Source organism: Candidatus Accumulibacter cognatus, from assembly GCF_000584975.1.
In the GTDB taxonomy this organism is placed as follows: Bacteria; Pseudomonadota; Gammaproteobacteria; order Burkholderiales; family Rhodocyclaceae; genus Accumulibacter; species Accumulibacter cognatus.
This window is the reverse complement of record NZ_JDST02000049.1, coordinates 1-24,502: the sequence shown is the minus strand read 5'-3', so window position 1 is coordinate 24,502 and position 24,502 is coordinate 1. Positions and strand designations below refer to the sequence as shown.

Here is a 24,502-nt window from a genome sequence, read left to right as displayed (position 1 = left end):
TCAGGAGATTCAGTGGCTTGGAAAGAAGGCGAAAGCGGCAACCCACTCGGGAAGCCGCCCGGTGCACGGAACGAGGCAACGGTCATGGTTTTGGGTTTGATGGAACTAGGCGCGAAGGAAATCGACAGCTGTCAGGCTGTGGCACGCTTACGGTAACGTACAGTAAGCCCCAGCACGCCCAAGCCGGCGAGCATCAGCGCGCATGTTTCTGGCTCAGGTACCGCGGACAACAGGTAGGCGTGCTCCTGTCCTGTGATGCTGTTGCGGGCGACGCCAGTAATCCATCCACTGTCGTTGATGCCGTGACCCTCCGTTAGCACCCAGCCTGAGCTGACAGTCGCTGCGTCAAGGAAGCTATTCAGGTCAGTCCCTGCAGCTCCATTCCAAAGGGTGGCGTGGGTAACCACATTGCCCGGGATGAAGGAAGACCCGACGACCTGTCCTGAGTTGTTAATTCCAAAAGCATAGCTAATCTTACCTCCCAAGGTGCCGAGGTCAGTGGCTGTAGTGCCGTTCCAGAGCGTGGCATGCTGATCGCCGGCCGCAGTGTAGGCATCTCCGACGACTTGCCCGGAGTTGTTGATTGCATACGCAGCGCTAATCTTACCTCCCAAGGTGCCGAGGTCAGTGGCTGTAGTGCCGTTCCAGAGCGTGGCATGCTGATCGCCGGCCGCAGTGTAGGCCCTCCCAACGACCTGTCCGGAGTCGCTGATTCCAAAAGCATAGCTGGAGGTTCCACCCAGGGTGCCGAGGTCGGTCACGGCCGTGCCGTTCCAGAGCGTAGCGTGTGCAGCCGCGTCGCCCGCGGTATGCCCAAATCCCACGACTTGCCCGGAGTTGTTGATCCCGTATGCGAGGCTGTAAGTTCCACCCAGGGTGCCGAGGTCGGTCACGGCCGTGCCGTTCCAGAGCGTAGCGTGGTAACCCTCACCGACTGCGGTTGTGTAGCTCCACCCCACGACTTGCCCGGAGTCGTTGATTCCAACTCCAAAGCTAGACGTTCCTCCCAAGGTGCCGAGGTCAGTGGCTGTAGTGCCGTTCCAGAGCGTGGCATGCTGATCGCCCGCGACGTAGATACTCCCAATAACTTTTCCTGAGTTGTTGATTCCAGAGCCATAGCTAACGGTTCCACCCGGGGGGCCTAGATCGGTGAACGTGTAGACGGGCGCCGCAACCGCGTTGGTGCCGGCTGCACACAAGGGGACTGCGGATAGGAGCAGTTCGAGGAGGCGAAAACGACGGAAATGCGTGGTGATATGGGCAGACATTTGCGAGTCCCTTCCTGACTTGGGCGAGAGTGCTGCGCATCACCGACAATTTGGCTTGGCTGCTGACAGGGTGCCCGAGCCTGCCGCCCTCACCGCTCAGGCACCGCGCCGGGTATTTTTCGTTGGTGGCGTGGATTCGGATTGATCAAATCTGCCTACTATCTGCTTACCGGAAGGCCGGACAGCAAAAAGGCCACTATCGAAAGTTTCCTAAGCGCTTGATTTGATGGGGCGATGTACGGGATTCGAACCCGTGACCACTGGAATCACAATCCAGTGCTCTACCAACTGAGCTAACACCGCCACTATTCTGGCGCGCCCGGCGAGACTCGAACTCACGACCCCCGGCTTAGAAGGCCGGTGCTCTATCCGGTTGAGCTACGGGCGCGAGCACGAAATTGCCTGGTCACTGTTTCCTGCCGCCTCTTGGTACATTCGGTACTTCGGTACATTTGCTACAGGCATTTGTTCGACTGGTCGGGGCGGTGGGATTCGAACTCACGACCCTCTGCTCCCAAAGCAGATGCGCTACCAGGCTGCGCTACGCCCCGAGAAAGCAGGCATTCTACAATCTGGCACGCTGACGGTCAATGACGCCTGGCCGAATTTTGGCCATCCGCAGACTGTCACGGACTTGTCAGCCCGCGAGCAGTGCGCTGGTTGCCTCGGCCGTGACAATCTTGCAGGGAACGGGCAGATGGCGGTGGCGGGCAAGCTTCAGGAGCAGCCGGTCGCGGGTAATCAGCAGGTCGGCACGGCAGCGCAGCGCGAGGATCAGGAACTTCTGGTCGTCGCTGTCGCGGCAGCGGGGCAGAGGGTAATCTTCGCTCTGGTCGCTATCGCAGGCGCTGGCGAAACTGCGATAGCGCTCCAGCAATGCCCTTTGCGCAGCGGCATCGAGTTTGAACTGCGGGTAGGCGCTGACGCGTTCCAGTTCGGACAGGCAAGTGCGGTCGGTAAAGCAGCGCAGGGCGCCGCGCATGATCGCGCGCTGAAGTGCCTGCGTCCGCGGGTCGGCGAAGTGCAGGAGGTCCATCACGATGTTGGTGTCGAGTACCGCACGCATGTTTTCAGCCGGTTTGCCGTTCGGTCGCGATGTCGGCAACGTGGTCGGCGATCGCCAGAGACGCCGTCAGGCCCGGCGATTCGATGCCGAACAGGTTGATCAGGCCGGGGATGCCATGCTGTGCAGGCCCCTGGATCAGGAAATCGCCGGGAGGATCCGAGCAACCGGCGATTTTCGGGCGGATGCCGGCATAAGCCGGTGCCAGCGCCGCTGCGGGCAGTTCTGGCCAGTAGCGGCGAATTTCGGCAGCGAAGGCACCGGCGCGGGTCGGGTCGACACGGTAGTCAAGTGAGCCGATCGGCTGCCCTGGCGTCGGGGGTGGCAACCACTCGACATCCGGACCGAAGCGCGCCTGCCCGCCGAGATCGAGCGTCAGATGCACCCCCAGGCCGCCGTTCTCGGGCAGCGGATAGATGAGCCGCGAGAAGGGCGAGCAGCCACTGAGGGCATAGTAGTTGCCTTTGGCGTGATGACTCACGGGCAGCAGGGCCGCCGGAAAACCGGCGAGCGATGCGGCGACTTCGGGTGCCCAGAGGCCGGCTGCGTTGATCACCATGGCGCTTGCAAAGCGCAGGCCGTCGCTGCCACCACTTTCGAGGATGAAGCCGCGGGTTTCGATGGCGCCGCTGCTGAGCGGGCTGCGCAGGGCCAGCCAAGCACCGGCGCGTTCGGCTTCGCCGAGCAGCGCCAGCATCAGGGCGCGGCTGTCGACGATGCCGGTGGACGCAGAGAGCAGGGCCGCGCTGCACGACAGTGCGGGTTCGAGGGTGCGTGCCTCGGCTGCACTCAGCAGGCGCAGGTCGTCGACACCATTCAGCCGACCCTGTTGCTGCAGCGCGACCAGTCTGTCTTCCTGCGCTGCCGAGGTGGCAACGATCAGCTTGCCACAGCGCCGGTGGCTGACGCCGTGCGTGGCGCAGAATCCGTAGAGTGTCTGCCGGCCGGAAACGCACAGTGCGGCCTTGAGCGAGCCTGTCGGGTAATACAGCCCGGCATGGATCACCTCGCTGTTGCGGGCGCTGGTTTCGCTGCCGAAGGTATCGTTGCGTTCGAGAATCACGGTCTCGATGCCCCGCCGTGCCAGCGCGCGGGCGCAGGCCAGGCCGACCACGCCGGCTCCGATGACAACCGCTGCAACGCATTCCATGGCTATGTTATCTCATCGTCATCAATCCGGCCCCTGCAGAGGCGGCTGGCAGGGACGGCATCGTCAAGCCGGCATTCCGCTCGCAGCTTCGTTCGACGCTTTGTTCCCACGTTCGGACACCCCCAGGCCATTGTGCTTCAGTCGGATCGCCATGACTCACTTACGCTGGAGACTCGCAACCACCAGCGTGCACCATTGTAGCCGCAAAAAAAAGCGCGACCCATCGAGGTCGCGCCCTGTCGTGCTTGCCCTGTCTTTCTGGATCAGCTTGCTTCCCGCTTAGGCAGCGACTTGCGGCGACGGCTCATGAAGCCCGCAAGCGTAAGGCCCGCGGCGATCAGGGCCAGGCTTTGTGGCTCGGGAACAACTTCCGGAACGACGGCAGTTCCAATGAAAAGCTGCTCGAAGCCATTATTCAAGCAGGTGCCGTTGCCGTTCGCATACTCCGTCGAAATCCAGGGCGATACTCCAGGTACTGGTACCCTTGTGGCCGCTGGGTTGTAGCAGCCCATGCGGACGTCAAGGTGCAACGTGTAGTTGACCAAAGCGGCATCCGGCACACTGCTGAACAGAGTTGCCAACGCGGCGTTAAGTTCCGGTACGAGGACGGAGTAGGCGACGTGGTCCGCACCCAGATTGTGGTTGATCGGCGCCGAGATCACGGTGCCGCCGACCGCGGTTGGATCGGAGCCACAGGGCACCGGCACCGGTAGCGGCAGACTGCCACCCGTCGCCACGCAATATTGCCCGCCAGCCATGAGAAAATCCGTTGCGCCTGGCGCTACTGAGGACGGATTGCCGGCACCCGCTCCTGGCGCTGTGTAGGTGGTCGGATCACCCAGGAACGTCCCACCCCCACCCTGCGTAGTGAGGTCGTATTTGCTGTCGTCGTTGGTCAACTCATACGCAACCCCGACATTGTTGCCACCGGCGTCCGTGATCCAGATCCTTGCCCAAATGGCCAGGGTCTGGTCCGCGGCACCCCCCGAATTCACCTGGTTGTTGTTGAAGAAGAACACCATCTGGTCACTGCCGAGGATACCCTTCAGTGCCGAGAGCGACGCGTCCCAGGTGTTGGCGCCGTTGTTGGCGATCGAAGCGCCGTTGGGATTCGGGCCGTTCAGGTTCCCTGCATTGGGATAAAAATAGGGCAAGGAACCCGAGTTCGGCGTCGCATAGGCATTGTCTATGCCCGGAACGTTTGTCGTGACGGGTGCGCCATTCGATCCGGTTGCGATCACCGTCAGGTCTTTAATTGCCCCGGGAGTCGAGTCGATTGCATACGGGCCGTTGTTGGTGTTGAAACCGAACTGGTAATTGGCGACCGGCATCGAGTACACCAGTGCGTCCCCGTGCTGAATGTAGCCTAAGCCTGTCAAGTCGATGTTCGCGGCCTGTACGCCAGACACCATCAACGAGCCGACCGCAAATACTGTACTCGCCTTCCGAATTGCGCTTAGGCGATATCCGCTATTCTTCATACCATTTGGTTTCATATCAGATTTCCTCCTGATGACCTTGATGAACTTAGTGACTATTGAAGGTAGGACTTGGCGGCAACCCTAATAAAGGTGATGCCCTGATAGTCTTGCAAAGCCAGAAGCAATATCCATGCCGGTTTTTTCATGTTGTTCTTATAATGAAAAATACGTGTTGCTTGGTCAGACGAATCGTCGCGAGCTGTAAAATTTTCCGACAGTTCCGCTGCGCCAGGACGGGAAGGGCACGTTGGGGGGACGGCGCGAGACGATCGCCTGTTCGTGGAGGCGGTGCTGTATCGGTAAAAACGGGAATCCCCTGGGGAGACTTGCCCGAGCATTTCGGGGACTTCCGCGCGGCCACGAGGTCGGCATCCATTTCCCCAGGACACCTCGGGTCTCTCTGCAATCGCCTGCAGGGTGGGGTGACATCGGCCTTGCACAGACTCTATGCGTTCCGCATTGCGGAACTTGGGGGCTGAGGAGCCTTGCCTCTTCGGCAGGGTCCTGCGTCAGGCCAGCCCGGATCAGCGAGAAATTGCGCGCGCAACAGGTATCCTGTTCTAATATTCCGGCCGCGGCTCCGGCAACCAAACCGGCGCGTGGGCGAGGGCTGGCGATAGTTTGTTGTCGGGTGTGTGATGGGTGCCTTATTCTTGAGAGGAGGGGGCTGAAATGGCTGAGATCAAGGACACGATTGACGAAGTGCTGGACAAGGCAGGGGAGACTTCCGACCGGCTCAACAACGTCATTGCTTTGCTGGTGGTGGTGCTGGCGACGGTGATGGCGTTGTTCAACGTCAAGGGAGGGAACATTGTTCAGGCGATGGCACAGGCGCAGTCGAGAAGCGTAAACGCCTGGGCTTTTTTCCAGGCCAAAAGTACCAAACTGATCCTCTCCGAAACCATGCTCGAACAGCTCACCCTGGAGCGCGAGCGAGACGGTTCGTTGACCCAGGAGGGCGCTGCCCTGCTCGACAAGAAGATTGCATTCTATCGCGAGGCAGTGAATCGTTACGAAAAGGAGAAGGAAGAAATCAAGCAGCAGGCGGAAGGCTACGAACAAGAATATGACCGCCTGAACTATCACGACGACCAGTTCGACATTGCCGAAGCGGGGATCACCGTCGCGCTGGCGGTACTGGGTATCGCTGCTTTGACGCGCCGGAAATGGCTGGTCTGGTTTGCGCTGGTGTTCGCAGGCGTGGGCGTGGCGTCGGGAACGGCGGGTTTCGTGGGCGGCAGCTTCCATCTCGATTTCCTGGCCAGGCTGCTGGGCTGAGAGCGGGGACCGCCGGATCAACAATGGCCGGCCTGGTGGGCCAGCAATTGCGAATGGCCGGCTGTTGATAGCGACGGATGTTGAACATGAACGAATCGATTCGCACACGCTGTCTCGCCCTCGGCAGGCTCTGCCGGGTTGCCGCGCTGATCGCGACAGCTCCTGCCATCGCAGAATCCACCGGTCTGGTCATCGAGCTGGACGCCAGCCGCGTGCAAGGGACGATCCGCGATGTCTTCGGCACCAACAAGAAACCCAGCTTCGACGGGCGTACCCTGGGTACATCGGTCAACGCGTCCAGTCTCTACAGCGCCTTTGGCCTGTCGCAAGTGCGCCTGCACGACTCCGGCATCGACCTGTGCAGCATCTATACACCGGCCAGCAAACTGAATGTCGGCGTGACGCCCGCGCAGCCGGTGACAGGCTGTGAATTGTCCGGCACCGGCAGCGTCCGCCACTTCAGCTGGACGCCGGCCTCCTCGGCCGACGCCGACCTGAACAACACCGCCAACTACGATTTCACGGCGATGGATCGCGCCCTGGCCGAAGTCGCGGGCACTGGAGCAAGCGTGTACCTGCGCCTCGGGGAGAGTTTCAACGGCCCTAACGACACCACCGATCCGGTCGCCTGGGCCAAAGTGGCGACCAACCTCTACAAACATGCAATCGGCACTTTCAAGCCGACGCCGGGGATCGCCATCGATCCGGTCTTCGTGGAGGTCTTCAACGAGCCTGATGGCGGATTCTGGCGGGGATCGAGCAGCACGTTCCACACCCTGTTCACCGAAACGGTCACCCGCGTACGCGCAGCCGCGGCGGCAGCCGGTCGAAACGTTCGCATCGGTGGGCCGGGATTTACACGCAACATTCTGACCAACAGCACCGTGGCTGGCAATCCTGCCAATGGATTCATCGGCGCGGTAGGTGCCGACAACCTGGATTTCTATTCGGCGCACCTGTACAACTCCTGCTCCACGGCCACCTTGGCGTCCGCTGGCACGTTCCTGCGCTCGCTGCGGTCGTTGGTCGATGCTCAGGGCGGCAGCGGCAAACCGATCCACATCAGCGAATGGAACATCGGATTGGGGTCGCAATGCGGAAACGATCTGTTTGCCGAGCCGCGCACGCAATCGTTTGCGAGCGGTGTGTTGAGCCTGATGCAGGACCCGGCGCTGAACATCGAGGCCGCCCATCAATACGCCGCGGTCACGATCATGTCGCTCTTCGACTTCACGTCGGTGGCCGGCCAGGCGCGCATCCATCCATCGGCCTGGGCGTTCTGGGCGCACGCCCGCCTTCGTGGCGCGCAACGCGTGGCCACCAAGGTGTGCCAGGGCAGCACGTGCGCGGACGGCTTTGCATCGGACACCCTGCCCCTGATGGCCATCGGCGCCCTGCGCGCGGGCGGTCAGACGGTGGTGGTCACCAACGAGAGCACGGGCAATCAGGCCTATACCTTGCGTATCAAGGGTCTGCCGGGCACAGAGACAACGCTATTGCTGAGCCAACCGCCCGGCGGCGCGATCGACATCGCCACCAGTGGATCGCCGGCCGCGGTCGGATCGGCCGGTCTGCAATCGCTCAGGACCACCATCAGCCTGTCCACACAAACCGGACTGCCGGTCAACGATGGGACAGCGAGCGTCACATTGACCATCCCTGCGCGCAGCGTGCAAGTCATCGAGCTCAGTCCTACCCAACCCGGTGTCGGACAACGCGCCGACTGTGTCTTTGCCTGGGCGGAACAAAGTTACCCGGACCTGTTCTCGCCGATGTCATTGATGTCGGTCACTACCGGTGACTACCTTTATCGCTACTACGCAGGCACCGGCAACTATCTGGGCGTTCAGGTCAGTCACCAGCAACTGTTGTTTCTGAGCACGCGCACCAACCCTGGCCTGGTCGACCTGGGCCGGCTGGCCGACTGGGTCGGGCCATCCGGATGTCCCGGCAGTGACTGATCTCCAGTTGGACCGATGGCCCGCAAGCCACCGAAAGAACGGGCCGTCAGGGCGAATCTTCCGGGCGAACTGTTTGCCGCCCGGCCGGCAGATTGACCAGCACGATGCCGGCGCTGACGCAGGCTGCGGCAGCGGCAAAGCTCGTCGTCAGGCGGTCGCCGAGCAGGAGAACGCCGAAGGAGACGCCAAACAGCGGGGTGAGGAAGGAGAACACCGACAGTCTTGTGGTGAGGTAGCGGGTCAGCAGCCAGAACCAGACGAGATAACTGGCGAAGGCGACGATCACGCCCTGGTAGGCCAGGGCCAGGAGCACCGGCGCGCTCAGATGGGTGATCCCGGTCTCGCCGATCAACAGGGAGAGCGGCAGCAAGCAGGCGGCCGACACCGCGAGCTGGTAGAAAAGCACCTTGGTGGCGCTGATCCTCGCCAGTCCGCTGGCTCGAATCAGCACCGTCGTCGCCGCCCAGCCAAGCGCCGCCAGCAGACCCAGGAGATCGCCGATCCAGGCGTCCGGTCTGGAACCGCTCGCATCGGCGAAGCCGAGAACGATGCCGGAAAAAGCCAGTACGACCCCCAGGAGGTGTCGCCGACGCATCTCTTCTCCCGGAACGAAACAATGCAGGCCGAGCACCGTGAAGCAGGGTGCGGTGTAGAGAGCAACGATCATCCGCGACGCAGTGGTGTACGAGAGCCCGAGGTAGATGAAGGCGAATTCAAGGGCAAACAGGGAGCCCGCAAGCAGGCCGGCGCACAGGGTCCCGTCCGCCTGGGCGAGCGCCAGGCCACGCCAGCGTGCCCAGAGGATCAGCAGCAGCAAGGCGATTGCCGAGCGCAGGCCGGACTGCATCAGCGGGCTGACGCTCTGGCCGGCAATCTTGATGGCCACCTGCTGAAAACCCCAGGTGGCACAGAGCAGGATCATCAGGGCGAAAGCGGTGGCTCCCGGCGGCGTGCGTGCGTTCATCGATCTTCCCGTCCGAGGTCGTGCCTGGCCCGTGCCCGCTTGCTGCGACCCCAGAGCTTGCCGGCGCCCCAGGCAAAGACGAAGAGCATGATCGACCAGGGAATCACGTAAGCCAGACCGGTGATTGCACTCGACAAGCCTTCCGACAGATGCGACGTGAAATTGGCCAGCGCCTGTGATAGCGGACGCATGAACGAGCGATGGTGAACAGCATCGAGGTGGACATTGAGAATCTCGGTTTCGACACGCTGACGCAAGCGGGCGATTTCGCCATCGAGTGCCTCGATGTCGTTCTGGACCTGGGCCAGTTCCTTGTTGATCCTGATCAAGGAATCGATGTTGCTCCCGGCACGAACACGCAGAACCTCGAGTCTCGACCGGTAGTCATGCAGCATGGCGAGTTTTCTTGAATGATCGGCCATCGGTTGGGCGAGGTCTTCTGCTGTCCTCGAGATATGGGTGACGCCACCCTGGATACTCAGCAGAGTCAGCAGTTTCTCGATGCCCGTTGGTCTTGCACGCAATCTCAATGTGGCGGAGGCATGGTTGCCGGTATCCAGTCTCGATTCGAGTAGCACGCATTGGTCAGCTGTCGCTTCACGGCAGGCGGCCTGCACTGCCTCATATACGGAGCCGATCTTGTCCTCGTGCACATCGAGATGCAGCGAATGCTCATAGGCGATGGATGGATTCCGGGCTGCTCGCTTCTCTCCTGGGGATTGACCTTGAACGGCTGCCGCAGGTACCGCCAGGCTGGACGTTTCGGCATGATTGCCGCAGCCAGGCAGGGTCAGTAGCGCTATCGACAGCAGAAAGGGAAATCTCATCGAGTACTCGAAAAGTGATCCGCATGGTCAAATCTTGGGACCACTATAGTCCCCTGTGTAGTCCCCTGTGCTACATCGACAAGTGGGTACGACGTAAGTTACGCTCCAAGTTCTGGAAACAATGGGGTCGAGCGGGCTATCGGGAACTGTGCAAACGTGGCCTGTAGACCCGTGGCTCAGGTAGGCATTGGCTTCATCGCATTGCCGGATACGTGTCCCGTGCGTCCGGTGCTGTGGGAGGGGGAGACCGTGAAGCTTTCTCCTGTCCCGATTGGGCGTTTTGAAAGGGGAATGTTTGCTGCTCGAAGGAGAGGGTACATGCCAAGAACGATACTTGCTGGTCTCGCGGGGGGAATGACAATGAATGTCACAATGTTGCTCACGTTTCGCCTGCTTGGCTTCGGTTGGAATGGCGGTGGCATCCTTCTTTCTTCTCCTGTCCAGAGCCCGAAGCTCATCGCCATTTGGACTCAGATAGAGCCTTTGCCTCTCGTCGTTGCGAATCCGGCGCCGATCATCATCGGCATGATGCTCTTCGGCATTGGACATGCCTTCATCTATCGCTCAGTGTCTGCCGCATGGCCAACGGGTATTTTCCAGAGAGCAGTGCGTTTTGCTGGTTTGCTGTTCTTCATGACTTTCCTGTTCTGGGAATTCTTCACCCCATTCAACCAACTCGGTGAGCCGTTGCCGCTCGTCGCTCTTGAGCTCCTTTTCTGGGCAACCATTGCTTTCGCGGAGGCATTTGTCATTGCGTCTGTATGCGAGCGCAAAGTGAGCGGCGTGTGATGTGTACTGCGAACGTTATTGATGTTTCAATGTTCACGGACGTTGATGGCATCAGCGAATGTTGGGTAAGAAAAAGGCAGCAACAGCCATGTTGTCAATATGATCCTGATTACCCCGTGATGGCACTTTGAACACTCCATCACTTCTCGTGATTACTCAACGCAAATCATGTGGTTATCGACAAGGCCATCAACCTGGTTGACCGTGGGATGATTGCCCATCAATAAAGCTGACCATGTTCACCCCCGGCTATTCTTGGGGATGGTTACTGGGTAACCCCGTTCCTCTTGAATGGGGTCACAGCTCGACGACTGCCACCCTCTATTACAGCTTGCCCTTCAGAGCCTCTCGTACCGCCGCAGCTTCACCGGTCTTCTTTCCCATCTCGGCAGCCGAAGCGAACATGAAGGATCCCGAATCTACGTTCACGGAGCGCGTTTCCACTACTAGTACATTTCCCTTCTCGTCCATCCAGTTAAAAGTAAGTTTCTCGTACGCTACCCCGATACGAGTATGCGCCGTCGAAAGCTCCTTCTTTGGTTCTCCGAATTTCTCTGTGAGAAGGCTTGCCAACTGAATCAATTCATCATTTCTTCCGTAACCCTTGACAAAGTTTATGGCTCCATCCGCACCAACGCGGGTGTCGAGCAGGGGAACATGAATGTTCCCGAACTGGACATCTACAAGGTGCTTGTCCTGGTCAGGATTTATCTCATAGCAATATTCTTTCCTCTTGGCTGTCTCAAGACACAGGCTTTCAAGCGCAGCACGCTGCTTCGGCACACCGATGAGAATGCCTCGAAAACTCAAAGGGATAGAGGTAAGAGAAGGTTTCTGGACGGAACCCACATTTTCAGCATCCGAGTTGCTTTTCAGCTTTTTGACGGCACCCATGCAAAGCACCTTCTGATTAGGGGTCTTGATCAGATCGCACCCCTTCATCATTGCAGCCATCTCATTAGGAGTCAAAGGCGGTTGGTGTGCGTAAGCACCAGTGCCAAGAACCCAATATGTAAGACCCACACCAACGAGTCGCAACGTGCTATGCATTCCTGGTTCCTGAGAAGGTTTGCCTGCCAAGTATTGGGAGGAGAGGAAAAGCCGAATTGTTACATACTTCATCCTTTCCGCACCACGCTCTCTCTGCTTCAACCATTTTCGTCGGCGATCAATGCCGCTTCGCGGCCGATGGCCACCGAGCTGGCATCGTTGCGCGTGCGCAAGGCATCGAAGGCGCTCACTTCCTTGCCGGTCAGTTCGCGGTTCTTCGAAGCGGCGTGCTCGGTGAGGCTGCGCGCTTCCTTGACCAGGGTGGTCTTGCGATCCTGAAACTCGCGCAGGTGCTTACTCTTATGGTTGCCCAACAGCAATAAGCCGCGGGCGGGTTCTATGGGCACAACAAAGCCGACCGGATGCGGTTTGGGTTGGGGACGACGACCGACCAGTCGGCTTAGTGTGGGGTGGCGAGTAATCGGACAGATAGATTCATCGACGCTGGCGAAGCGCCATCGACTGTGCAGGTGTAAGTATTTCCGACAAGAGCGATGGATGTAGGCTGGTGAGCTCTAAAACGACTCGGCGACCTTGTGCGCCGAAGCATGGGTCGCCGATTGGTCGAGGGCTTGAAATCTAATTGCTGGTACGACCCCTCACGCGCCGCCGTGCCAGCATCAGCCCGGTTAGACCGAAGCCCAGTAGCCCAACGATCGAGGGTTCCGGAACTGGCACGGTATCGAATTCAACGACATAGCCATCAGCAGAGGTAGCCCCGTTCAAATCGTTCCAGGCCTTTCCATCGGCATGAACACCATGGTCGAATACGATTCTGTCCTCGGTCCCTCCCGAATTGTTCGGCTCTCCGGGTTCCCAATTGGAGTAGGCAAACGCCTCACCAGTGACCCACGACCAGCCATCAGCGGGTTCCGTCGAGCCGGGCTGCTGCACCCCACCCGTCCAGTGAAGGTGAATAGCTAGGGCACCAAATGTTGAGGTAAGGAAGATGTTTTCTGAGGAACTCGTGATCGTGACCAGATGACCCGCTGCACCGAGATGCGTCATGGCCGACGCGGCGGAATTGGCGTCGCTCCAGGTTATCGGCGAATCAATAACCTCATAGTAGTGACCATTGCTGCCATTCAAGACCGGAACCGCTCCAGCCTCCATGCATGGCAGCACCATCAGTGACACGCCGGCCAATAGCCCCGCCAGGAGTTTTTTCGCCATCTTTGCCTTCATTTTCGCACTCCCTGAATATTTCGTCTGTGGTTTCGGGTGACGGCGATGTCGAATCTCAAAACACGTCCGTGTAGCCGTGTTGTTGGAATACCCACGCCGTTAGTAGTGTAAAGCAATAATGGTGCCATAATTGTAGTTAATTGTTGTATATGGAAAATTCCCGCAGACAAGCATCGGCAAAGGCAAAGGTGTAAAAAATATCGACACCACTACGTTAAGGAGAATGGCCATGCCGGGACGATTCATCACGTCGATCCAGGTCCCGCGCCGTGAAATATCACTCGCAAACCACGGATTGCCCTCATCTTATAATCGGCAGCACATCTCTCGTCCGCACCAACCGCGACGCCCCGGGCTTCACCGCGGCCCGGGCATCCCGCCGCATCTTCCTGACGACCTCGTCGAAGAGTACGCTCCTGCCCATGTAGAAGTCCTTGCCGATCCGGACATATCGGAGTTCCGGACATATCGGAGTTCGAGCGAGTACAGGACAAGGTCCGCCAGCGTCTGCCCCGGCAGAGCAATTTCACGGGCCTTTCTGGCATTCCTTCCTGGCCCTTACCCGTCGCCTGCCATCATCAACCATCGCCTGTCGGTGCAGCGCGGCCTTGGCCAGCAGGTGCGCGGTGACGGGCGCGCTGATGAATAGGAAAAACAAGATCGCCAGCTCGTGCAGGCTGATGCCGCCGTTCTCGCAGCTTGAAAAGAAGATCGCCGAAGCGAGCAGCAGTGCCCCGACGCCGAGCGTCGTCGCTTTGGTCGGACCGTGCAGGCGAGTCAGGAAATCCGGCAGGCGCGCCAGACCGATCGAACCGAGCAGGACGAACAGGGCGCCGAGGACGATCAGGGCGGCGACGGTGGCTTCGCTCAGTGCGTTCATTCGATGATGTCTCCGCGCAGCAGGAACTTGCACAGCGCGACGGTGCCGACGAAGCCGAGCAGCGCCAGCAGCAGCGCCGCCTCGAAATAGGCGGTGCTGGCGCTGTTGATGCCGAACAGCACCAGGAGCGCGATGGCGTTGATTCCCAGGGTGTCGAGCGCCAAAATGCGGTCGCTGGTGTCGGGTCCGCGCAGCAGTCGATAGAGGTTGAGTGCCAGGGCTGCGCCGATCAGGACGAAGGCCATCTCGATGGCGGAATTCAGCATGCAAAGATCTCCTTGAGCGGCGACTCGTAACGCGTCTTGATTTCGCGCACCAGTGCCTGCGGATCGGGTGCATCGAGCGCATGGATCAGCAAAGTCCAGCGTTGACGGTCGACGTCGATCGACAGCGTGCCGGGGGTCAGAGAAACGACGCTGGCGAGCAGGGTGGCGACGAATGGGTCGCGCAGGTCGAGCGGCACTTCGACGAAGGCTGGAGATAGCCGGTGCAGCGGCCCGATGACCTGGCGTGCGACCCGCCAGTTGGCGGTGACGATGTCGAGCGCAAAGACCCCGAGGAAACGCAGCGCCTGCCCTGGCCGCACCAGGCGCGGCGGGTCTGGCCAGAAGGGGCGGGTCAACCGCGGCACGACGATGGCCAGCAAGGCACCGAGCAACAGCAGGCCGGGCGGCGCTGCGTTGGTGATCACCGTCCACAGCAGAAAGACGGTCAGCGACAGGAATGGCCGCGGGAACAGCCTGTGGATCATTGCGCCGCCTTGCGTAAGGAGGTCGCCATGCTTGTTCCGAGCACACCCGCGACATACGCGCCGGGCGCCTGCAGCTGGCTGGCTGTGCGTTCGGCGTAAGCCGCCAGTGGGCGCGCGGCAATGGCCAGCAGCGGTCCGGCGGCGACCAGCAGCAGCGTTGCCGTCGCTCTCTGCCAGGCGATCGCCCCGCTCGGCGGCGGTGCGGCAAGCGTCGCCGGTTTCCAGATCAGCAGGCAGCCGTCGCGTGCGAGGGCGATCATGACGATAAAACCCGACGCCAGCAACACGCTCCATATCGCCGTCCCGGCCGGGACGGCACGCAGCGTGGTCAGCAACATCAGCTTGCCGAGGAAGCCGGAGAAGGGCGGCAGTCCGGCAGTGGTCGCCGCGAGGATCAGGAAAGCGACCTGCAGCCAGGTCGCGGGCGGCGGTCCGGCGCGGAAGTGATCGGCAGCTTCGCCACGCCGTTCGGCAATGACGCCTGCCAGCAGGAAGAAGGCGGCACCGGCCAGTGTCGAGTGCACAAGGTAAAAGAGCGCAGCCGCAGCGACCTGGGCGTTTGCCTGAGCCGGCGTCAGCAGCAGCGTGCCGGCGGAGAGCAGCACCAGCCAGGCGGCGAGGGCGCGCAGGCGGCTGGCCGTGAGGACGCCGAACGCGGCGAAGACGACGGTGGCGATTGCCAGCGTGGTTAGCCAATGGTCGAGCAGATCGGGGATGGTCGGTGTCAGGGCGATCGCCTGCACGCGCAGGAGGGCGACGATGCCGACCTTGGTCATGATCGCAAACAGCGCGGCGACCGGCGCGCCGGCGGCGCTATAGGTATGCGGCAGCCAGAACGACAGCGGCAATAACCCGGCCTTGAGGACGAAGACGGCGATCAGCAGCGCAAACGCCAGCCGGGCGAGCGCCGGATCGTGCCCGGGCAGGGTCAGACGATGTGCCAGATCTGCGAGGTTGAGCGTCCCCAGTGTCCCGTAGAGCAGCCCGAGGGCGATCAGAAAGAGCGCCGAGCCAATCAGATTGAGCACCACGTAACTGATTCCGGCGCGTGTTCGGGCGAGGCCGCCGCCGTGTGCCAGCAGCGTGTAGGAGGCCAGCAGCATCACTTCGAAGAAGACGAAGAGGTTGAACAGGTCGCCGGTGAGGAAAGCACCGGTCAGGCCGACCAATTGCAGCTGAAAGAGCGGGTGGAAATGCCGTCCGCGCTCGTCGAAGCCGGCACTCGCGTAGAGCAGGGCGGCGAAACCGAGAACTGCGGTGAGGAGCGTCATCGCCGCTGCCAGGCGATCGACGACGAGGACGATGCCGAAGGGTGCCGGCCAGTCGCCGAGCGCGTAGATGCGCAGCAGGCCATCGTCGGCGAGCAGCGTCAACCAGGTGGTGACCAGGACCAGCAGGGCGGTCGCCAGCAGGCCGACGACGCGCTGGCAGGTCAGTCGATCGGCCAGCATCTGCAGCAGGGCGGCGGCAAAGGGGATCAGGATCGGCAGGATCGGCGCGTGCGTGTTCATTGCCGCACATCCTCCGTGCTGACGGCGTCGACGTGATCGCCGCCCGACTCGGCCAGACTGCGCAGGGCGAGGATCGCCAGATAGGCGGTCATCCCGAAACCGATGACGATGGCCGTCAGTACCAGCGCCTGTGGCAAGGGATCGACATAGGCGGCACCGGCGCGGATCAACGGCGGTGCACCAACCTGCAGGCGGCCGCTGGCAAAGAGAAACAGGTTGACGGCATAGGACAGCAGCGTCAGGCCGAGGAGCACCGGGAAGGTGCGCGCGCGCAGGATCAGGAAGACGCCACAGGCGGTCAGCACGCCGACGGCGATGGCCAGCATGGCTTCCATCAGGCCGTCTCCTCGCCATTGCCATCGCGGGCGCGCAGCGACAGCCGGCCGAGTTCCGAGAGGACGGTGACGACGACCGTCACGACGACGACATAGACGCCGAGGTCGAAGACCATCGCCGAAGCCAGTTCGACATCGCCGAGCAGCGGCAGCGGCACGTGCCCGTGCGCGCTGGTCAGAAACGGACGGCCAAAGAGCCAGCTGGCCACGCCGATGCCGGCGGCGAGCAGCAGGCCGAGGGCCAGCAGGCGGACCGGCTGTTGCGGCATGCGCGGCTGTGCGAAGGCGATGCCGTTGGCCAGATACTGCATGACCAGCGCGATGCTGGTGATCAGGCCGGCGACGAAACCGCCGCCGGGGACATGGTGCCCGCGCAGGAAGAGGTAGACCGAAACCGTCAGCGCCAGCGGCAGGAGCGGACGCATCAGCATCGACAGAAACAGGGGATGTGCTTCCGCCGCCCAGCGCCGTCCGTCCTCGTCGCGCTGTGGCGCGCCCAGGATCAGCCGGTCGAGCAGGGCGTGCGAAGCCAGCGCGACCATCGCCAGCACGGTGATTTCGCCGAGCGTATCGAAACCGCGAAAATCGACGAGGATCACATTGACGACGTTGGCGCCGCCGCCGCCGGGAAGCGATTGCTGAAGATAGAAACCAGCGATCGTATCGACCGGTGCCGCCAGCATCTGCAGGGTGATCAGCGCCAGGCCACCGCCGGCGAGCAGGGCCACAACCAGATCGCGGATCAGCCGGCGGGCAGTGCTCTTTGGCGCATTGCGCGGGGGCAGATAATAGAGCACCAGCAGCATCAGGATGATCGTCCCCATCTCGACGGCGAGCTGGGTCAGCGCCAGGTCGGGCGCTGACAGGCGAACGAAGGTCAGCGTCACGGTCAGTCCGACGACGCTGACCAGGATCAGCGCCAACAGCCGTTCGCGGTATAGCGCGGTGGCACCCAGCGCACCGATCAGCAGGACGAGCAGGGCGGCGACCGCCACCTCGTCAGCGGGCTGGGCCGCTGGTCGGACGCCGGTGCCGCCCGGTGCCGAGAAAAAGGACCAGCTGCCAAGGAGCACGACAAAACCGAAAAGCAGAGCGCTGTAACGCTGCAGCGAACCGTTGTCGACTGCCGCCATGGTGCGGCGCGCACCGCTGGCGAGCGCGCGGTAGAAGCGCTCGAAGGATGTGCGCGGGTGCATCGGCGGCAACTGGTCCTGCCAGGCGAAGAGGGGGCGGCGTAACGCATAGACCAGCACGCCACCGGCGAGCGCCAGCAAGCTCATCAGCACCGGCTTGTTGAAGCCGTGCCAGAGTGCCAGATGGAAATCCGGCAGCGGCGCCTGCAGCGCGGCACCCGCTGCGGCGTCGAGCAGCGGCCCGACGGTCCAGCCCGGGAAAATGCCGACCAGCAGACAGAGCACGACGAGGAGTTCGATCGGTGCGCGCATCCAGCGTGGCGGTTCGTGCGGCTGACGTGGCAGGTCGACCGGTTCGCCATTAAAGAACACGTCGTGGACGAAGCGCGAGGAGTAGGCGACGGCGAGCATCCCGGCGATCGTCGCGAGCAGGGGCAAGGCCCAGCCGAGCGGTTCGAACTGCGGGTAACTGACGGTTTCGGAAAAGAACATTTCCTTGCTGAGGAAACCGTTGAGCAGCGGTACGCCGGCCATCGAACCGGCGGCGATGATCGCCAGTGTTGCGGTGATCGGCATCACGCGGAACATGCCGTTCACGCGGCGCATGTCGCGCGTGCCGCATTCGTGGTCGATGACGCCGGCGGCCATGAACAGCGAGGCCTTGAAGATCGCGTGGTTAATGATGTGAAAGATGCCGGCGACGACCGAGAGCGGTGTGTCGAGACCGAACAGCAGCGTGATCAGGCCGAGATGGCTGATCGTCGAATAGGCGAGCAGCCCCTTGATGTCGTTGCGGAAAAGTGCCGTCGCCGCGGCGTAGATGAGCGTGATCGTGCCAACGCCTCCGACCAGCCAGAACCATACCTCACTGCCGCCGAGTGCCGGATAGAGGCGGGCAAGCAGAAAGACACCGGCCTTCACCATCGTCGCCGAGTGCAGATAGGCGGAGACCGGCGTCGGTGCCGCCATCGCGCTCGGTAGCCAGAAGTGGAAAGGAAACTGCGCCGACTTGGTGAACGCGCCGAGCAGAATCAGGATCAGCGTTGGCGTGTAGAGGGCATGCGCGCGGATGCGCTCACCGGCAGCCAGGATGACGCTCAGCTCGTAGCTGCCAGCGATGTGGCCGAGGAGCAGAATGCCGGCGAGCAGCGCCAGACCACCACCGCCAGTGACCGCCAGCGCCATGCGGGCGCCGATCCGCGACTCATGTTTGTCGCTGCGGTAAGCGACGAGCAGAAACGACGACAGGCTGGTAAGCTCCCAGAAGATCAGCAGCAGGATCAGGTTCTCGGCAAGCACGACACCGAGCATCGCTGCCATGAACAGCAACAGGATCGAATAGAAGCGGCCGAGGCGATCGCCCGCCGGCAGGTACCAGGCGGCATAGAGCACGACGAGCAGGCCGATACCCAGGATCAGCAGGCAGAACAGCAGGCCGAGACCGTCGAGGCGCAGGCTGAGGTCGAGCCCGTAGGCGGGCAGCCAGGCCAGGCGGGCGACTTCGCGATGGCCGGCCAGAGTGGCCGGTGCCAGCGGCAGCAGCAGGCCCAGGCAGGCCGCCATCACGGTTGCCGCAGCCACGGCCGCGCTGGCTCGCCCGTAGCGCTGCAGCAGCAGTGGCAGGGGAAAGGCGGCAAAGGCCGTCGCAGGGATGGCCGCAAGCAGCAGGTTCGAGTTCACAGTCGCCTTGGCCCCGCTCACCGGCACTCCAAGAATGATCTGCCAGTCTAAGCCAAACCAGAAAGAGCCAGCAAGGTATTTTGCTGACAAGGAAGCCCAGGCCCGGAGCGAAGCGCCTTTCCGGCCTGCCTCTCGGTCGACCCCGGTGGCGCGACGCGTCCCCGCATCCGTGTGATTCCAGATCGAGGTATCGGCCAGGATCATGCCGACTCATTTTCACTTGTGCCGCGATGACCATGGCTGCAGAATAGCGATACGCCGCTAAATTCAGTGGTGATAACAAAATAATCCATCGTATTGGAGGAGACAATGAATAGAGAACCCTCGATTGCCTGGCTGTTGACCATGCTGACGGCGGCCCTCGCCGCTCCTGTGCATGCCGACGTGAATGTCGGGGTCACCGTGTCCGCTACCGGGCCGGCGGCTTCGCTGGGCATTCCCGAGAAGAACACCTTGACGTTGGCACCGACGACCATCGCCGGGCAGAAGATCAACTACATCGTTCTCGACGATGCCTCGGATACCACGACGGCCGTCAAGAACACGCGCAAGCTGATCGCCGAGAATAAGGTCGACGTGGTCATCGGTTCGACAACCACGCCGAATTCATTGGCCATGATCGACGTTGCCGCCGAGGCACAGACGCCGATGATCAGCATGGCTGCGGGAACACGCATCATCGAGCCCATGGACGCCAAACGTGCCTGGGTGTTCAAGGTTCCGCAGAGCGACTCGCAGATGGCGACGGCGATTGTCGAGCACATGACCAACAACAATATAAGGACAGTCGCTTATGTCGGGTTTGCCAATGCCTATGGCGAAGGCTGGTGGAACGAGTTCTCGAAGATAGCCGAGGTGCGCAAGATCCAGATCGTGGCCAACGAACGCTTCAATCCCACCGATACCTCGGTAACCGGTCAGGTGCTCAAGATCCTGGCCGCGAAGCCGGACGCGGTACTGGTGGGCGGCTCCGGAACACCGGCTGCCTTGCCGCAGAAAGCGCTCAAGGAAAAGGGTTACAAGGGAATCATGTATCAGACCCACGGCGCGGCCAACGCGGACTTCCTGCGAGTTTGCGGAAAGGACTGCGACGGCACCTTCATGCCGACCGGTCCAGTACTGGTCGCGGCACAGTTGCCCGATAGCAATCCGATCAAGAAGGTGGCGCTGGAATACGTCAACAAATATGAGACAGCTTACGGCAAGGGATCGGTATCGGCTTTCGGCGCGTACGCCTGGGACGCCACGATGCTGCTTGGCAATGCCATTCCGGAAGCACTGAAGAAGGGTCAGCCGGGGACGCCGGAGTTCCGCAAGGCTCTGCGTGACGCCATCGAGAGCACGAAAAACCTGACCGCCACGCATGGCGTATTCAATATGAGTCCGCAGGATCACCTCGGCTTCGACCAGCGCGCACGAGTGATGGTCAAGATCGAAGGGGGTGGCTGGAAACTTGTCCAGTAACAGGGTTGCAAGCCGGCGGCTGGGTACTGCAACTGCCAGAGCTTGCCGGCCTTGCCGGCGAGCTCTGGCAGCGTCTCGACATGACGACACCTGCGCGCCCGTTCCCAGGCAGCCGGACTTGCGGCCGCCGATAGATCGACTGGAGCACAGTGCTGATGGACATGCAAATTGCCTTGCTGCTTGGGCAGGACGGCCTGACCAACGGCGCCATTTACGCGCTGCTGGCGCTGGCGCTGGTTCTGGTTTTTGCCGTGACGCGAGTGATCTTCATCCCGCAAGGAGAGTTCGTCGCCTTTGGCGCCCTGACTCTGGTCAGTCTGCAGGCCGGGAAGCTGCCCGGAACACTCTGGCTGTTGCTGGCCCTTGGCACGCTGATCGCCTTGATCGATGGCGTTCTGGCGCTGCGCAACCATCAGTTCAGGCGAGTTTTGTGGATTGTGTCGGTCTATTGCGTGCTGCCGCTGCTGCTCGCCGGTGCCCTGTTCGCCATTCCCGCAGCGACTCTGCCATTACCGGTGCAAGTGGGTCTCGCGCTGATGCTGGTCGTACCGCTCGGGCCGATGATCTATCGCCTGGCCTACCAGCCGATTGCCGAAGCCTCGGTGCTGGTCCTGCTGATCGTTTCGGTGGCGGTGCACGTGACCATGATGGGCATCGGGCTCCTGTTCTTCGGCGCCGAAGGTTCGCGCACCCTGCCGTTTTCCGATGTCAGTTTTTCATTCGGCGATGCACTTTTGCAGGGGCAGGCGATCCTGGTCGTGGTGACCAGCATGCTGCTGATCATGGCCTTGTATTTCTTTTTCGAGCGGACGATCTACGGCAAGGCGCTGCGCGCCACGGCGATGAACCGCACCGGCGCGCGCCTGATGGGTATTTCCGGAACCTTGGCCGGCATGCTGTCGTTTACCCTGGCAGCGGCAATCGGCGCATTCTCCGGCATCCTGATTTCACCCATCACGACGATCTATTATGACTCTGGTTTCCTGATCGGCCTCAAGGGGTTTGTCGGGGCGATCATCGGCGGTCTGGCGAGTTATCCGGTTGCCGCCGCCGGCGCCATCCTGGTCGGCCTGCTCGAATCGTATTCGTCGTTCTGGGCCAGTGCTTTCAAAGAAGTCATCGTGTTCACGCTGATCATTCCGGTGCTGCTCTGGCGCTCGCTGAAAACGCACCACGTGGAGGAGGAATGAAGCACGCTGCGCACACCACGACCGTCCTGTGGCTGTTCATCGCCGCCCTGGCGCTGGCACCGCTACTGCTGCCCGAGTTCTACATCACGCTGCTCAACTATATCGGGCTGTATGCGATCGTTGCCCTCGGGCTGGTCCTGCTCACCGGCGTAGGCGGTCTGACTTCGTTTGGCCAGGCGGCTTTCGTCGGCCTGGGCGCCTATACTGCTGCTTACCTGACGACCGTACACGGGGTCTCGCCATGGTTGACGCTGCCGGCCGGTCTGCTGGCCACTGCGCTCATCGCCCTGTCGATCGGTATCGTGACCTTGCGGCTATCCGGACATTTTCTACCGTTGGGGACGATCGCCTGGGGGATCAGCCTCTACTATCTGTTCGGTAACCTCGAAGCGCTTGGGGGTCACACCGGCATCAGCGGCATTCCGTCTTTGCAGGTCCTTGATCTGGAAATAAAATCAGGACGCGCGTTCTTCTATTTGATCTGGGTGGTCTTGCTGGTTTTGGTGCTCGCCACGCGCAACTTGCTCGACTCGCGCGAAGGGCGGGCCATCCGCGCCTTGCGCGGCGGCTCGCTGATGGCCGAAGCAATGGGGGTCGACACGCCGCGCGCGAAAATCGTCATCTTTACCATCGCTGCGCTCTATGCCAGTGTTTCAGGCTGGCTGTATGCACACCTGCAACGCTTCGTCAATCCGACCCCTTTCTCGCTGACGCAAGGCATCGAATATCTGTTCATGGGGGTGGTCGGTGGCGTCGCGCATGTCTGGGGGGCGATCATCGGGGCAGGATTGATCACCATTCTCAAGCAATGGCTGCAGGACTGGTTGCCGAAACTGCTCGGTCAGAGTGGCAATTTCGAAGTCATCGTTTTCGGGCTGCTGATGATCTTCGTGCTCCATCGCGCGCGTGACGGGGTGTGGCCGATCATCACCCGCTGGTGGCCGCAGCGACCGACGCAGGCCAGGGGGGGGGTCGAGGCTGCGCCGCTGGTGCGTCGCCCATTGCCGAAACCCGGCTCGTTGCTGCTCGAAATCAAGGATGCAACCAAGCGCTTTGGCGGTCTGGTCGCCAACGAAAAGGTGAGTTTCTCGGTCATGGCTGGCGAGGTGATGGCCTTGATCGGCCCGAACGGTGCCGGCAAAAGCACGATGTTCAATGGCATTTCCGGCGTCGACCCGCTGACTTCCGGCACCGTTACGTTTCGTGGCCAGCGCGTCGAATCTCTACCGGCGCGCGACATCGCCCGTCTTGGCATGAGCCGGACCTTCCAGCACGTCCGCCTGCTGGCCGGAATGAGCGTCATCGAGAACGTCGCGATCGGCGCCCACTTGCGGGGACAAAAGGGCTTCATCGCCGCCGCTTGTCGGATCGATCGCGAGGAGGAAGCCCGCCTGTTGCACGAAGCCGCTTCCCAGATCGAGCGTTGTGGTCTCGCCGAGCAAATGTACGAGGCCGCCGGCAGCCTGCCCCTCGGCAAGCAGCGCATCGTCGAGATTGCCAGGGCGTTGGCCGCAGATCCCTGTCTGTTGCTGCTCGACGAGCCGGCTGCCGGACTCCGCTACCTGGAAAAACAGGCGCTTGCGGACCTGCTGCGCCGTCTGCGTGATGAAGGGATCGGCATCCTGCTCGTCGAGCACGACATGGACTTCGTGATGGGACTGGCCGATCGCGTGCTGGTCATGGAATTCGGACGCAAGCTTGCTGCCGGTCTGCCCGAAGAGATCCAGCGGAACCCGGCGGTGGTCGAAGCCTACCTCGGAGGTGTCGAATGAGCGAACTGTCCGGCGCCACCGAAAGGATCGTCGTGCTCGAGGTTTCCAGCCTGTCGGTGAGCTACGGCAAGGTCGACGCGCTGCATGAGATTGCCCTCAAGGTACACCGCGGCGAGATCGTCACCGTCATTGGCCCGAACGGCGCCGGCAAGACGACCTTGCTTTGCGCCCTGATCGGTCTGTTACCGGTACGCGGGCATATCGTCTATCTTGGTGAACAACAGGATGGCGGACGCAGTGTCGAAAAACTCGTCCGCCAGGGGATGACGCTGGTTCCGGAGAAGCGCGAACTGTTTTCCGAAATGAGCGTCAAGGACAACCTCCTGCTTGGTGCTTTTGATCGTTACCGGGCCGGTCATCGCGACCAGCTCGAGACCATCGATCAGGTGTTCGAGATATTTCCGCGGTTGCGGGAACGGCGTGCGCAGATGGCCGGCACGCTTTCCGGAGGCGAACGCCAGATGCTGGCCATGGGTCGCGCCCTGATGGCCAAGCCCAGGCTGTTGCTGCTCGACGAACCCAGCCTTGGACTTGCCCCATTGATCATCAAGGAGATCTTCCGGACGATCACCCAGCTCAAGAAACTCGGGGTGGCGATTCTGCTCGTCGAGCAGAATGCGCGCGCGGCGCTGCAGGTGGCGGACTACGGCTACGTTCTGGAAACCGGGCGCCTGTCGCTGGAAGGGTCCAGTGGCGATCTGCTGACCGATCCCAGGGTCATCGAAAGCTATCTCGGACTGGGGGGGCGACACTAGCAGCCTGTCGGACTT

General features: G+C 61.5%; 22 protein-coding genes, 3 tRNA genes and 1 pseudogene. 8 read left to right on the top strand and 18 right to left on the bottom strand.

The features are described from left to right. Positions 1-131: 131 nt before the first annotated feature. The 7 genes from AW06_RS20340 to AW06_RS09775 all read right to left on the bottom strand — a co-directional run bounded on the left by AW06_RS20340 (position 132) and on the right by AW06_RS09775 (position 4,977). Positions 132-1,268, bottom strand: a complete 1,137-nt coding sequence (locus AW06_RS20340) for an HAF repeat-containing PEP-CTERM protein (RefSeq protein ID WP_138678026.1) — start codon at positions 1,266-1,268, stop codon at positions 132-134. 227 nt (positions 1,269-1,495) lie between these two features. After that, positions 1,496-1,571 (bottom strand) — tRNA-His (locus tag AW06_RS09800). 8 nt (positions 1,572-1,579) lie between these two features. Next, positions 1,580-1,656 (bottom strand) — tRNA-Arg (locus tag AW06_RS09795). A gap of 86 nt (positions 1,657-1,742) precedes the next feature. Next, positions 1,743-1,819: transfer RNA gene (locus tag AW06_RS09790), tRNA-Pro, on the bottom strand. A gap of 86 nt (positions 1,820-1,905) precedes the next feature. Next, positions 1,906-2,334, bottom strand: coding sequence for a putative toxin-antitoxin system toxin component, PIN family (locus AW06_RS09785; protein ID WP_034949239.1), 429 nt, complete (start codon positions 2,332-2,334; stop codon positions 1,906-1,908). A 4-nt stretch (positions 2,335-2,338) separates the two neighbouring features. After that, positions 2,339-3,481 carry an NAD(P)/FAD-dependent oxidoreductase gene (locus tag AW06_RS09780; protein ID WP_034949237.1) on the bottom strand — a complete coding sequence of 381 codons (1,143 nt, stop codon included), beginning with the start codon at positions 3,479-3,481 and terminating at the stop codon, positions 2,339-2,341. Between the two features lie 263 nt (positions 3,482-3,744). After that, a complete protein-coding gene (locus tag AW06_RS09775; protein ID WP_273704575.1) occupies positions 3,745-4,977 on the bottom strand; it encodes a PEP-CTERM sorting domain-containing protein in 1,233 nt (410 codons plus the stop codon). 213 nt (positions 4,978-5,190) lie between these two features. Between AW06_RS09775 and AW06_RS20335 the strand changes: the two are divergent. From AW06_RS20335 to AW06_RS09765, 3 genes and pseudogenes are all read left to right on the top strand, one after another. Further along, positions 5,191-5,315 (top strand): annotated as a pseudogene (locus tag AW06_RS20335) (transposase); the annotation flags it as partial. A 319-nt stretch (positions 5,316-5,634) separates the two neighbouring features. Then, positions 5,635-6,240: a DUF4337 domain-containing protein gene (locus tag AW06_RS09770; protein WP_138678029.1), complete on the top strand. Its 606-nt coding sequence runs from the start codon at positions 5,635-5,637 to the stop codon at positions 6,238-6,240. A gap of 86 nt (positions 6,241-6,326) precedes the next feature. Then, on the top strand, positions 6,327-8,201 hold the full coding sequence (locus AW06_RS09765) for a hypothetical protein (RefSeq protein ID WP_034949233.1): 1,875 nt from the start codon (positions 6,327-6,329) through the stop codon (positions 8,199-8,201). A 46-nt stretch (positions 8,202-8,247) separates the two neighbouring features. Here the strand turns inward: AW06_RS09765 and AW06_RS09760 are convergent, their stop codons facing one another. Both AW06_RS09760 and AW06_RS09755 read right to left on the bottom strand, forming a co-directional pair. Further along, entirely contained in the window at positions 8,248-9,165 is a 918-nt protein-coding gene (locus AW06_RS09760) for a DMT family transporter (protein WP_034949231.1), read from the bottom strand. Then, positions 9,162-9,992 carry a DUF4349 domain-containing protein gene (locus AW06_RS09755; RefSeq protein WP_034949228.1) on the bottom strand — a complete coding sequence of 277 codons (831 nt, stop codon included), beginning with the start codon at positions 9,990-9,992 and terminating at the stop codon, positions 9,162-9,164. Before AW06_RS09755 ends, AW06_RS09760 begins: the two co-directional genes overlap by 4 nt. Before the next feature lie 318 nt (positions 9,993-10,310). On the opposite strand from AW06_RS09755, the gene AW06_RS09750 reads away from it, so the two are divergent. Next, entirely contained in the window at positions 10,311-10,781 is a 471-nt protein-coding gene (locus tag AW06_RS09750) for a hypothetical protein (RefSeq protein ID WP_034949226.1), read from the top strand. 324 nt (positions 10,782-11,105) lie between these two features. On the opposite strand, the gene AW06_RS09745 is transcribed toward AW06_RS09750, so the two are convergent. The 9 genes from AW06_RS09745 to AW06_RS09705 form a co-directional block, all read right to left on the bottom strand. Continuing rightward, complete coding sequence (locus AW06_RS09745; RefSeq protein WP_273704574.1) at positions 11,106-11,831, bottom strand: hypothetical protein; 726 nt, start codon at positions 11,829-11,831, stop codon at positions 11,106-11,108. Between the two features lie 98 nt (positions 11,832-11,929). Further along, positions 11,930-12,145, bottom strand: a complete 216-nt coding sequence (locus AW06_RS09740; protein WP_046534844.1) for a hypothetical protein — start codon at positions 12,143-12,145, stop codon at positions 11,930-11,932. Positions 12,146-12,410: 265 nt separating this feature from the next. Beyond that, positions 12,411-13,016 carry a lectin-like protein gene (locus AW06_RS09735; protein WP_034949220.1) on the bottom strand — a complete coding sequence of 202 codons (606 nt, stop codon included), beginning with the start codon at positions 13,014-13,016 and terminating at the stop codon, positions 12,411-12,413. A 526-nt stretch (positions 13,017-13,542) separates the two neighbouring features. Then, positions 13,543-13,896 (bottom strand): Na+/H+ antiporter subunit G, encoded by a 354-nt coding sequence (locus AW06_RS09730; RefSeq protein ID WP_034949218.1) that lies wholly within the window; start codon positions 13,894-13,896, stop codon positions 13,543-13,545. Further along, positions 13,893-14,162 (bottom strand): K+/H+ antiporter subunit F, encoded by a 270-nt coding sequence (locus AW06_RS09725; protein ID WP_034949216.1) that lies wholly within the window; start codon positions 14,160-14,162, stop codon positions 13,893-13,895. Before AW06_RS09725 ends, AW06_RS09730 begins: the two co-directional genes overlap by 4 nt. Next, on the bottom strand, positions 14,156-14,647 hold the full coding sequence (locus AW06_RS09720) for a Na+/H+ antiporter subunit E (protein ID WP_034949214.1): 492 nt from the start codon (positions 14,645-14,647) through the stop codon (positions 14,156-14,158). Before AW06_RS09720 ends, AW06_RS09725 begins: the two co-directional genes overlap by 7 nt. Further along, positions 14,644-16,158, bottom strand: a complete 1,515-nt coding sequence (locus AW06_RS09715) for a monovalent cation/H+ antiporter subunit D (protein WP_034949212.1) — start codon at positions 16,156-16,158, stop codon at positions 14,644-14,646. The genes AW06_RS09720 and AW06_RS09715 overlap by 4 nt, the downstream gene beginning before the upstream one ends. Continuing rightward, entirely contained in the window at positions 16,155-16,493 is a 339-nt protein-coding gene (locus AW06_RS09710) for a Na+/H+ antiporter subunit C (RefSeq protein ID WP_034949210.1), read from the bottom strand. Before AW06_RS09710 ends, AW06_RS09715 begins: the two co-directional genes overlap by 4 nt. Next, positions 16,493-19,291 (bottom strand): monovalent cation/H+ antiporter subunit A, encoded by a 2,799-nt coding sequence (locus tag AW06_RS09705; protein WP_273704576.1) that lies wholly within the window; start codon positions 19,289-19,291, stop codon positions 16,493-16,495. The genes AW06_RS09710 and AW06_RS09705 overlap by 1 nt, the downstream gene beginning before the upstream one ends. Before the next feature lie 324 nt (positions 19,292-19,615). Between AW06_RS09705 and AW06_RS09700 the strand changes: the two genes are divergently transcribed. The 4 genes from AW06_RS09700 to AW06_RS09685 all read left to right on the top strand — a co-directional run bounded on the left by AW06_RS09700 (position 19,616) and on the right by AW06_RS09685 (position 24,487). Further along, positions 19,616-20,770: an ABC transporter substrate-binding protein gene (locus AW06_RS09700; RefSeq protein ID WP_034949208.1), complete on the top strand. Its 1,155-nt coding sequence runs from the start codon at positions 19,616-19,618 to the stop codon at positions 20,768-20,770. A gap of 155 nt (positions 20,771-20,925) precedes the next feature. Further along, positions 20,926-21,960 carry a branched-chain amino acid ABC transporter permease gene (locus AW06_RS09695; protein WP_034949206.1) on the top strand — a complete coding sequence of 345 codons (1,035 nt, stop codon included), beginning with the start codon at positions 20,926-20,928 and terminating at the stop codon, positions 21,958-21,960. Continuing rightward, positions 21,957-23,732 carry a branched-chain amino acid ABC transporter ATP-binding protein/permease gene (locus AW06_RS09690; protein ID WP_034949205.1) on the top strand — a complete coding sequence of 592 codons (1,776 nt, stop codon included), beginning with the start codon at positions 21,957-21,959 and terminating at the stop codon, positions 23,730-23,732. Before AW06_RS09695 ends, AW06_RS09690 begins: the two co-directional genes overlap by 4 nt. After that, on the top strand, positions 23,729-24,487 hold the full coding sequence (locus AW06_RS09685) for an ABC transporter ATP-binding protein (protein ID WP_034949204.1): 759 nt from the start codon (positions 23,729-23,731) through the stop codon (positions 24,485-24,487). Before AW06_RS09690 ends, AW06_RS09685 begins: the two co-directional genes overlap by 4 nt. The last annotated feature ends 15 nt before the right edge of the window (positions 24,488-24,502 follow it).

Excerpts from the sequence above, each read along its gene's own strand:
- AW06_RS09710 (WP_034949210.1), bottom strand. The coding sequence starts at position 16,493 with ATGGAAGCCATGCTGGCCATCGCCGTCGGCGTGCTGACCGCCTGTGGC.
- AW06_RS09690 (WP_034949205.1), top strand. The coding sequence starts at position 21,957 with ATGAAGCACGCTGCGCACACCACGACCGTCCTGTGGCTGTTCATCGCC.
- AW06_RS09775 (WP_273704575.1), bottom strand. The coding sequence starts at position 4,977 with ATGAAACCAAATGGTATGAAGAATAGCGGATATCGCCTAAGCGCAATT.
- AW06_RS09760 (WP_034949231.1), bottom strand. The coding sequence starts at position 9,165 with ATGAACGCACGCACGCCGCCGGGAGCCACCGCTTTCGCCCTGATGATC.
- AW06_RS09695 (WP_034949206.1), top strand. The coding sequence starts at position 20,926 with ATGGACATGCAAATTGCCTTGCTGCTTGGGCAGGACGGCCTGACCAAC.
- AW06_RS09735 (WP_034949220.1), bottom strand. The coding sequence starts at position 13,016 with ATGAAGGCAAAGATGGCGAAAAAACTCCTGGCGGGGCTATTGGCCGGC.
- AW06_RS09730 (WP_034949218.1), bottom strand. The coding sequence starts at position 13,896 with ATGAACGCACTGAGCGAAGCCACCGTCGCCGCCCTGATCGTCCTCGGC.
- AW06_RS09765 (WP_034949233.1), top strand. The coding sequence starts at position 6,327 with ATGAACGAATCGATTCGCACACGCTGTCTCGCCCTCGGCAGGCTCTGC.
- AW06_RS09750 (WP_034949226.1), top strand. The coding sequence starts at position 10,311 with ATGCCAAGAACGATACTTGCTGGTCTCGCGGGGGGAATGACAATGAAT.
- AW06_RS09770 (WP_138678029.1), top strand. The coding sequence starts at position 5,635 with ATGGCTGAGATCAAGGACACGATTGACGAAGTGCTGGACAAGGCAGGG.
- AW06_RS09685 (WP_034949204.1), top strand. The coding sequence starts at position 23,729 with ATGAGCGAACTGTCCGGCGCCACCGAAAGGATCGTCGTGCTCGAGGTT.
- AW06_RS09745 (WP_273704574.1), bottom strand. The coding sequence starts at position 11,831 with ATGCATAGCACGTTGCGACTCGTTGGTGTGGGTCTTACATATTGGGTT.
- AW06_RS09720 (WP_034949214.1), bottom strand. The coding sequence starts at position 14,647 with ATGATCCACAGGCTGTTCCCGCGGCCATTCCTGTCGCTGACCGTCTTT.
- AW06_RS09715 (WP_034949212.1), bottom strand. The coding sequence starts at position 16,158 with ATGAACACGCACGCGCCGATCCTGCCGATCCTGATCCCCTTTGCCGCC.
- AW06_RS09755 (WP_034949228.1), bottom strand. The coding sequence starts at position 9,992 with ATGAGATTTCCCTTTCTGCTGTCGATAGCGCTACTGACCCTGCCTGGC.
- AW06_RS09700 (WP_034949208.1), top strand. The coding sequence starts at position 19,616 with ATGAATAGAGAACCCTCGATTGCCTGGCTGTTGACCATGCTGACGGCG.
- AW06_RS20340 (WP_138678026.1), bottom strand. The coding sequence starts at position 1,268 with ATGTCTGCCCATATCACCACGCATTTCCGTCGTTTTCGCCTCCTCGAA.
- AW06_RS09725 (WP_034949216.1), bottom strand. The coding sequence starts at position 14,162 with ATGCTGAATTCCGCCATCGAGATGGCCTTCGTCCTGATCGGCGCAGCC.
- AW06_RS09780 (WP_034949237.1), bottom strand. The coding sequence starts at position 3,481 with ATGGAATGCGTTGCAGCGGTTGTCATCGGAGCCGGCGTGGTCGGCCTG.
- AW06_RS09785 (WP_034949239.1), bottom strand. The coding sequence starts at position 2,334 with ATGCGTGCGGTACTCGACACCAACATCGTGATGGACCTCCTGCACTTC.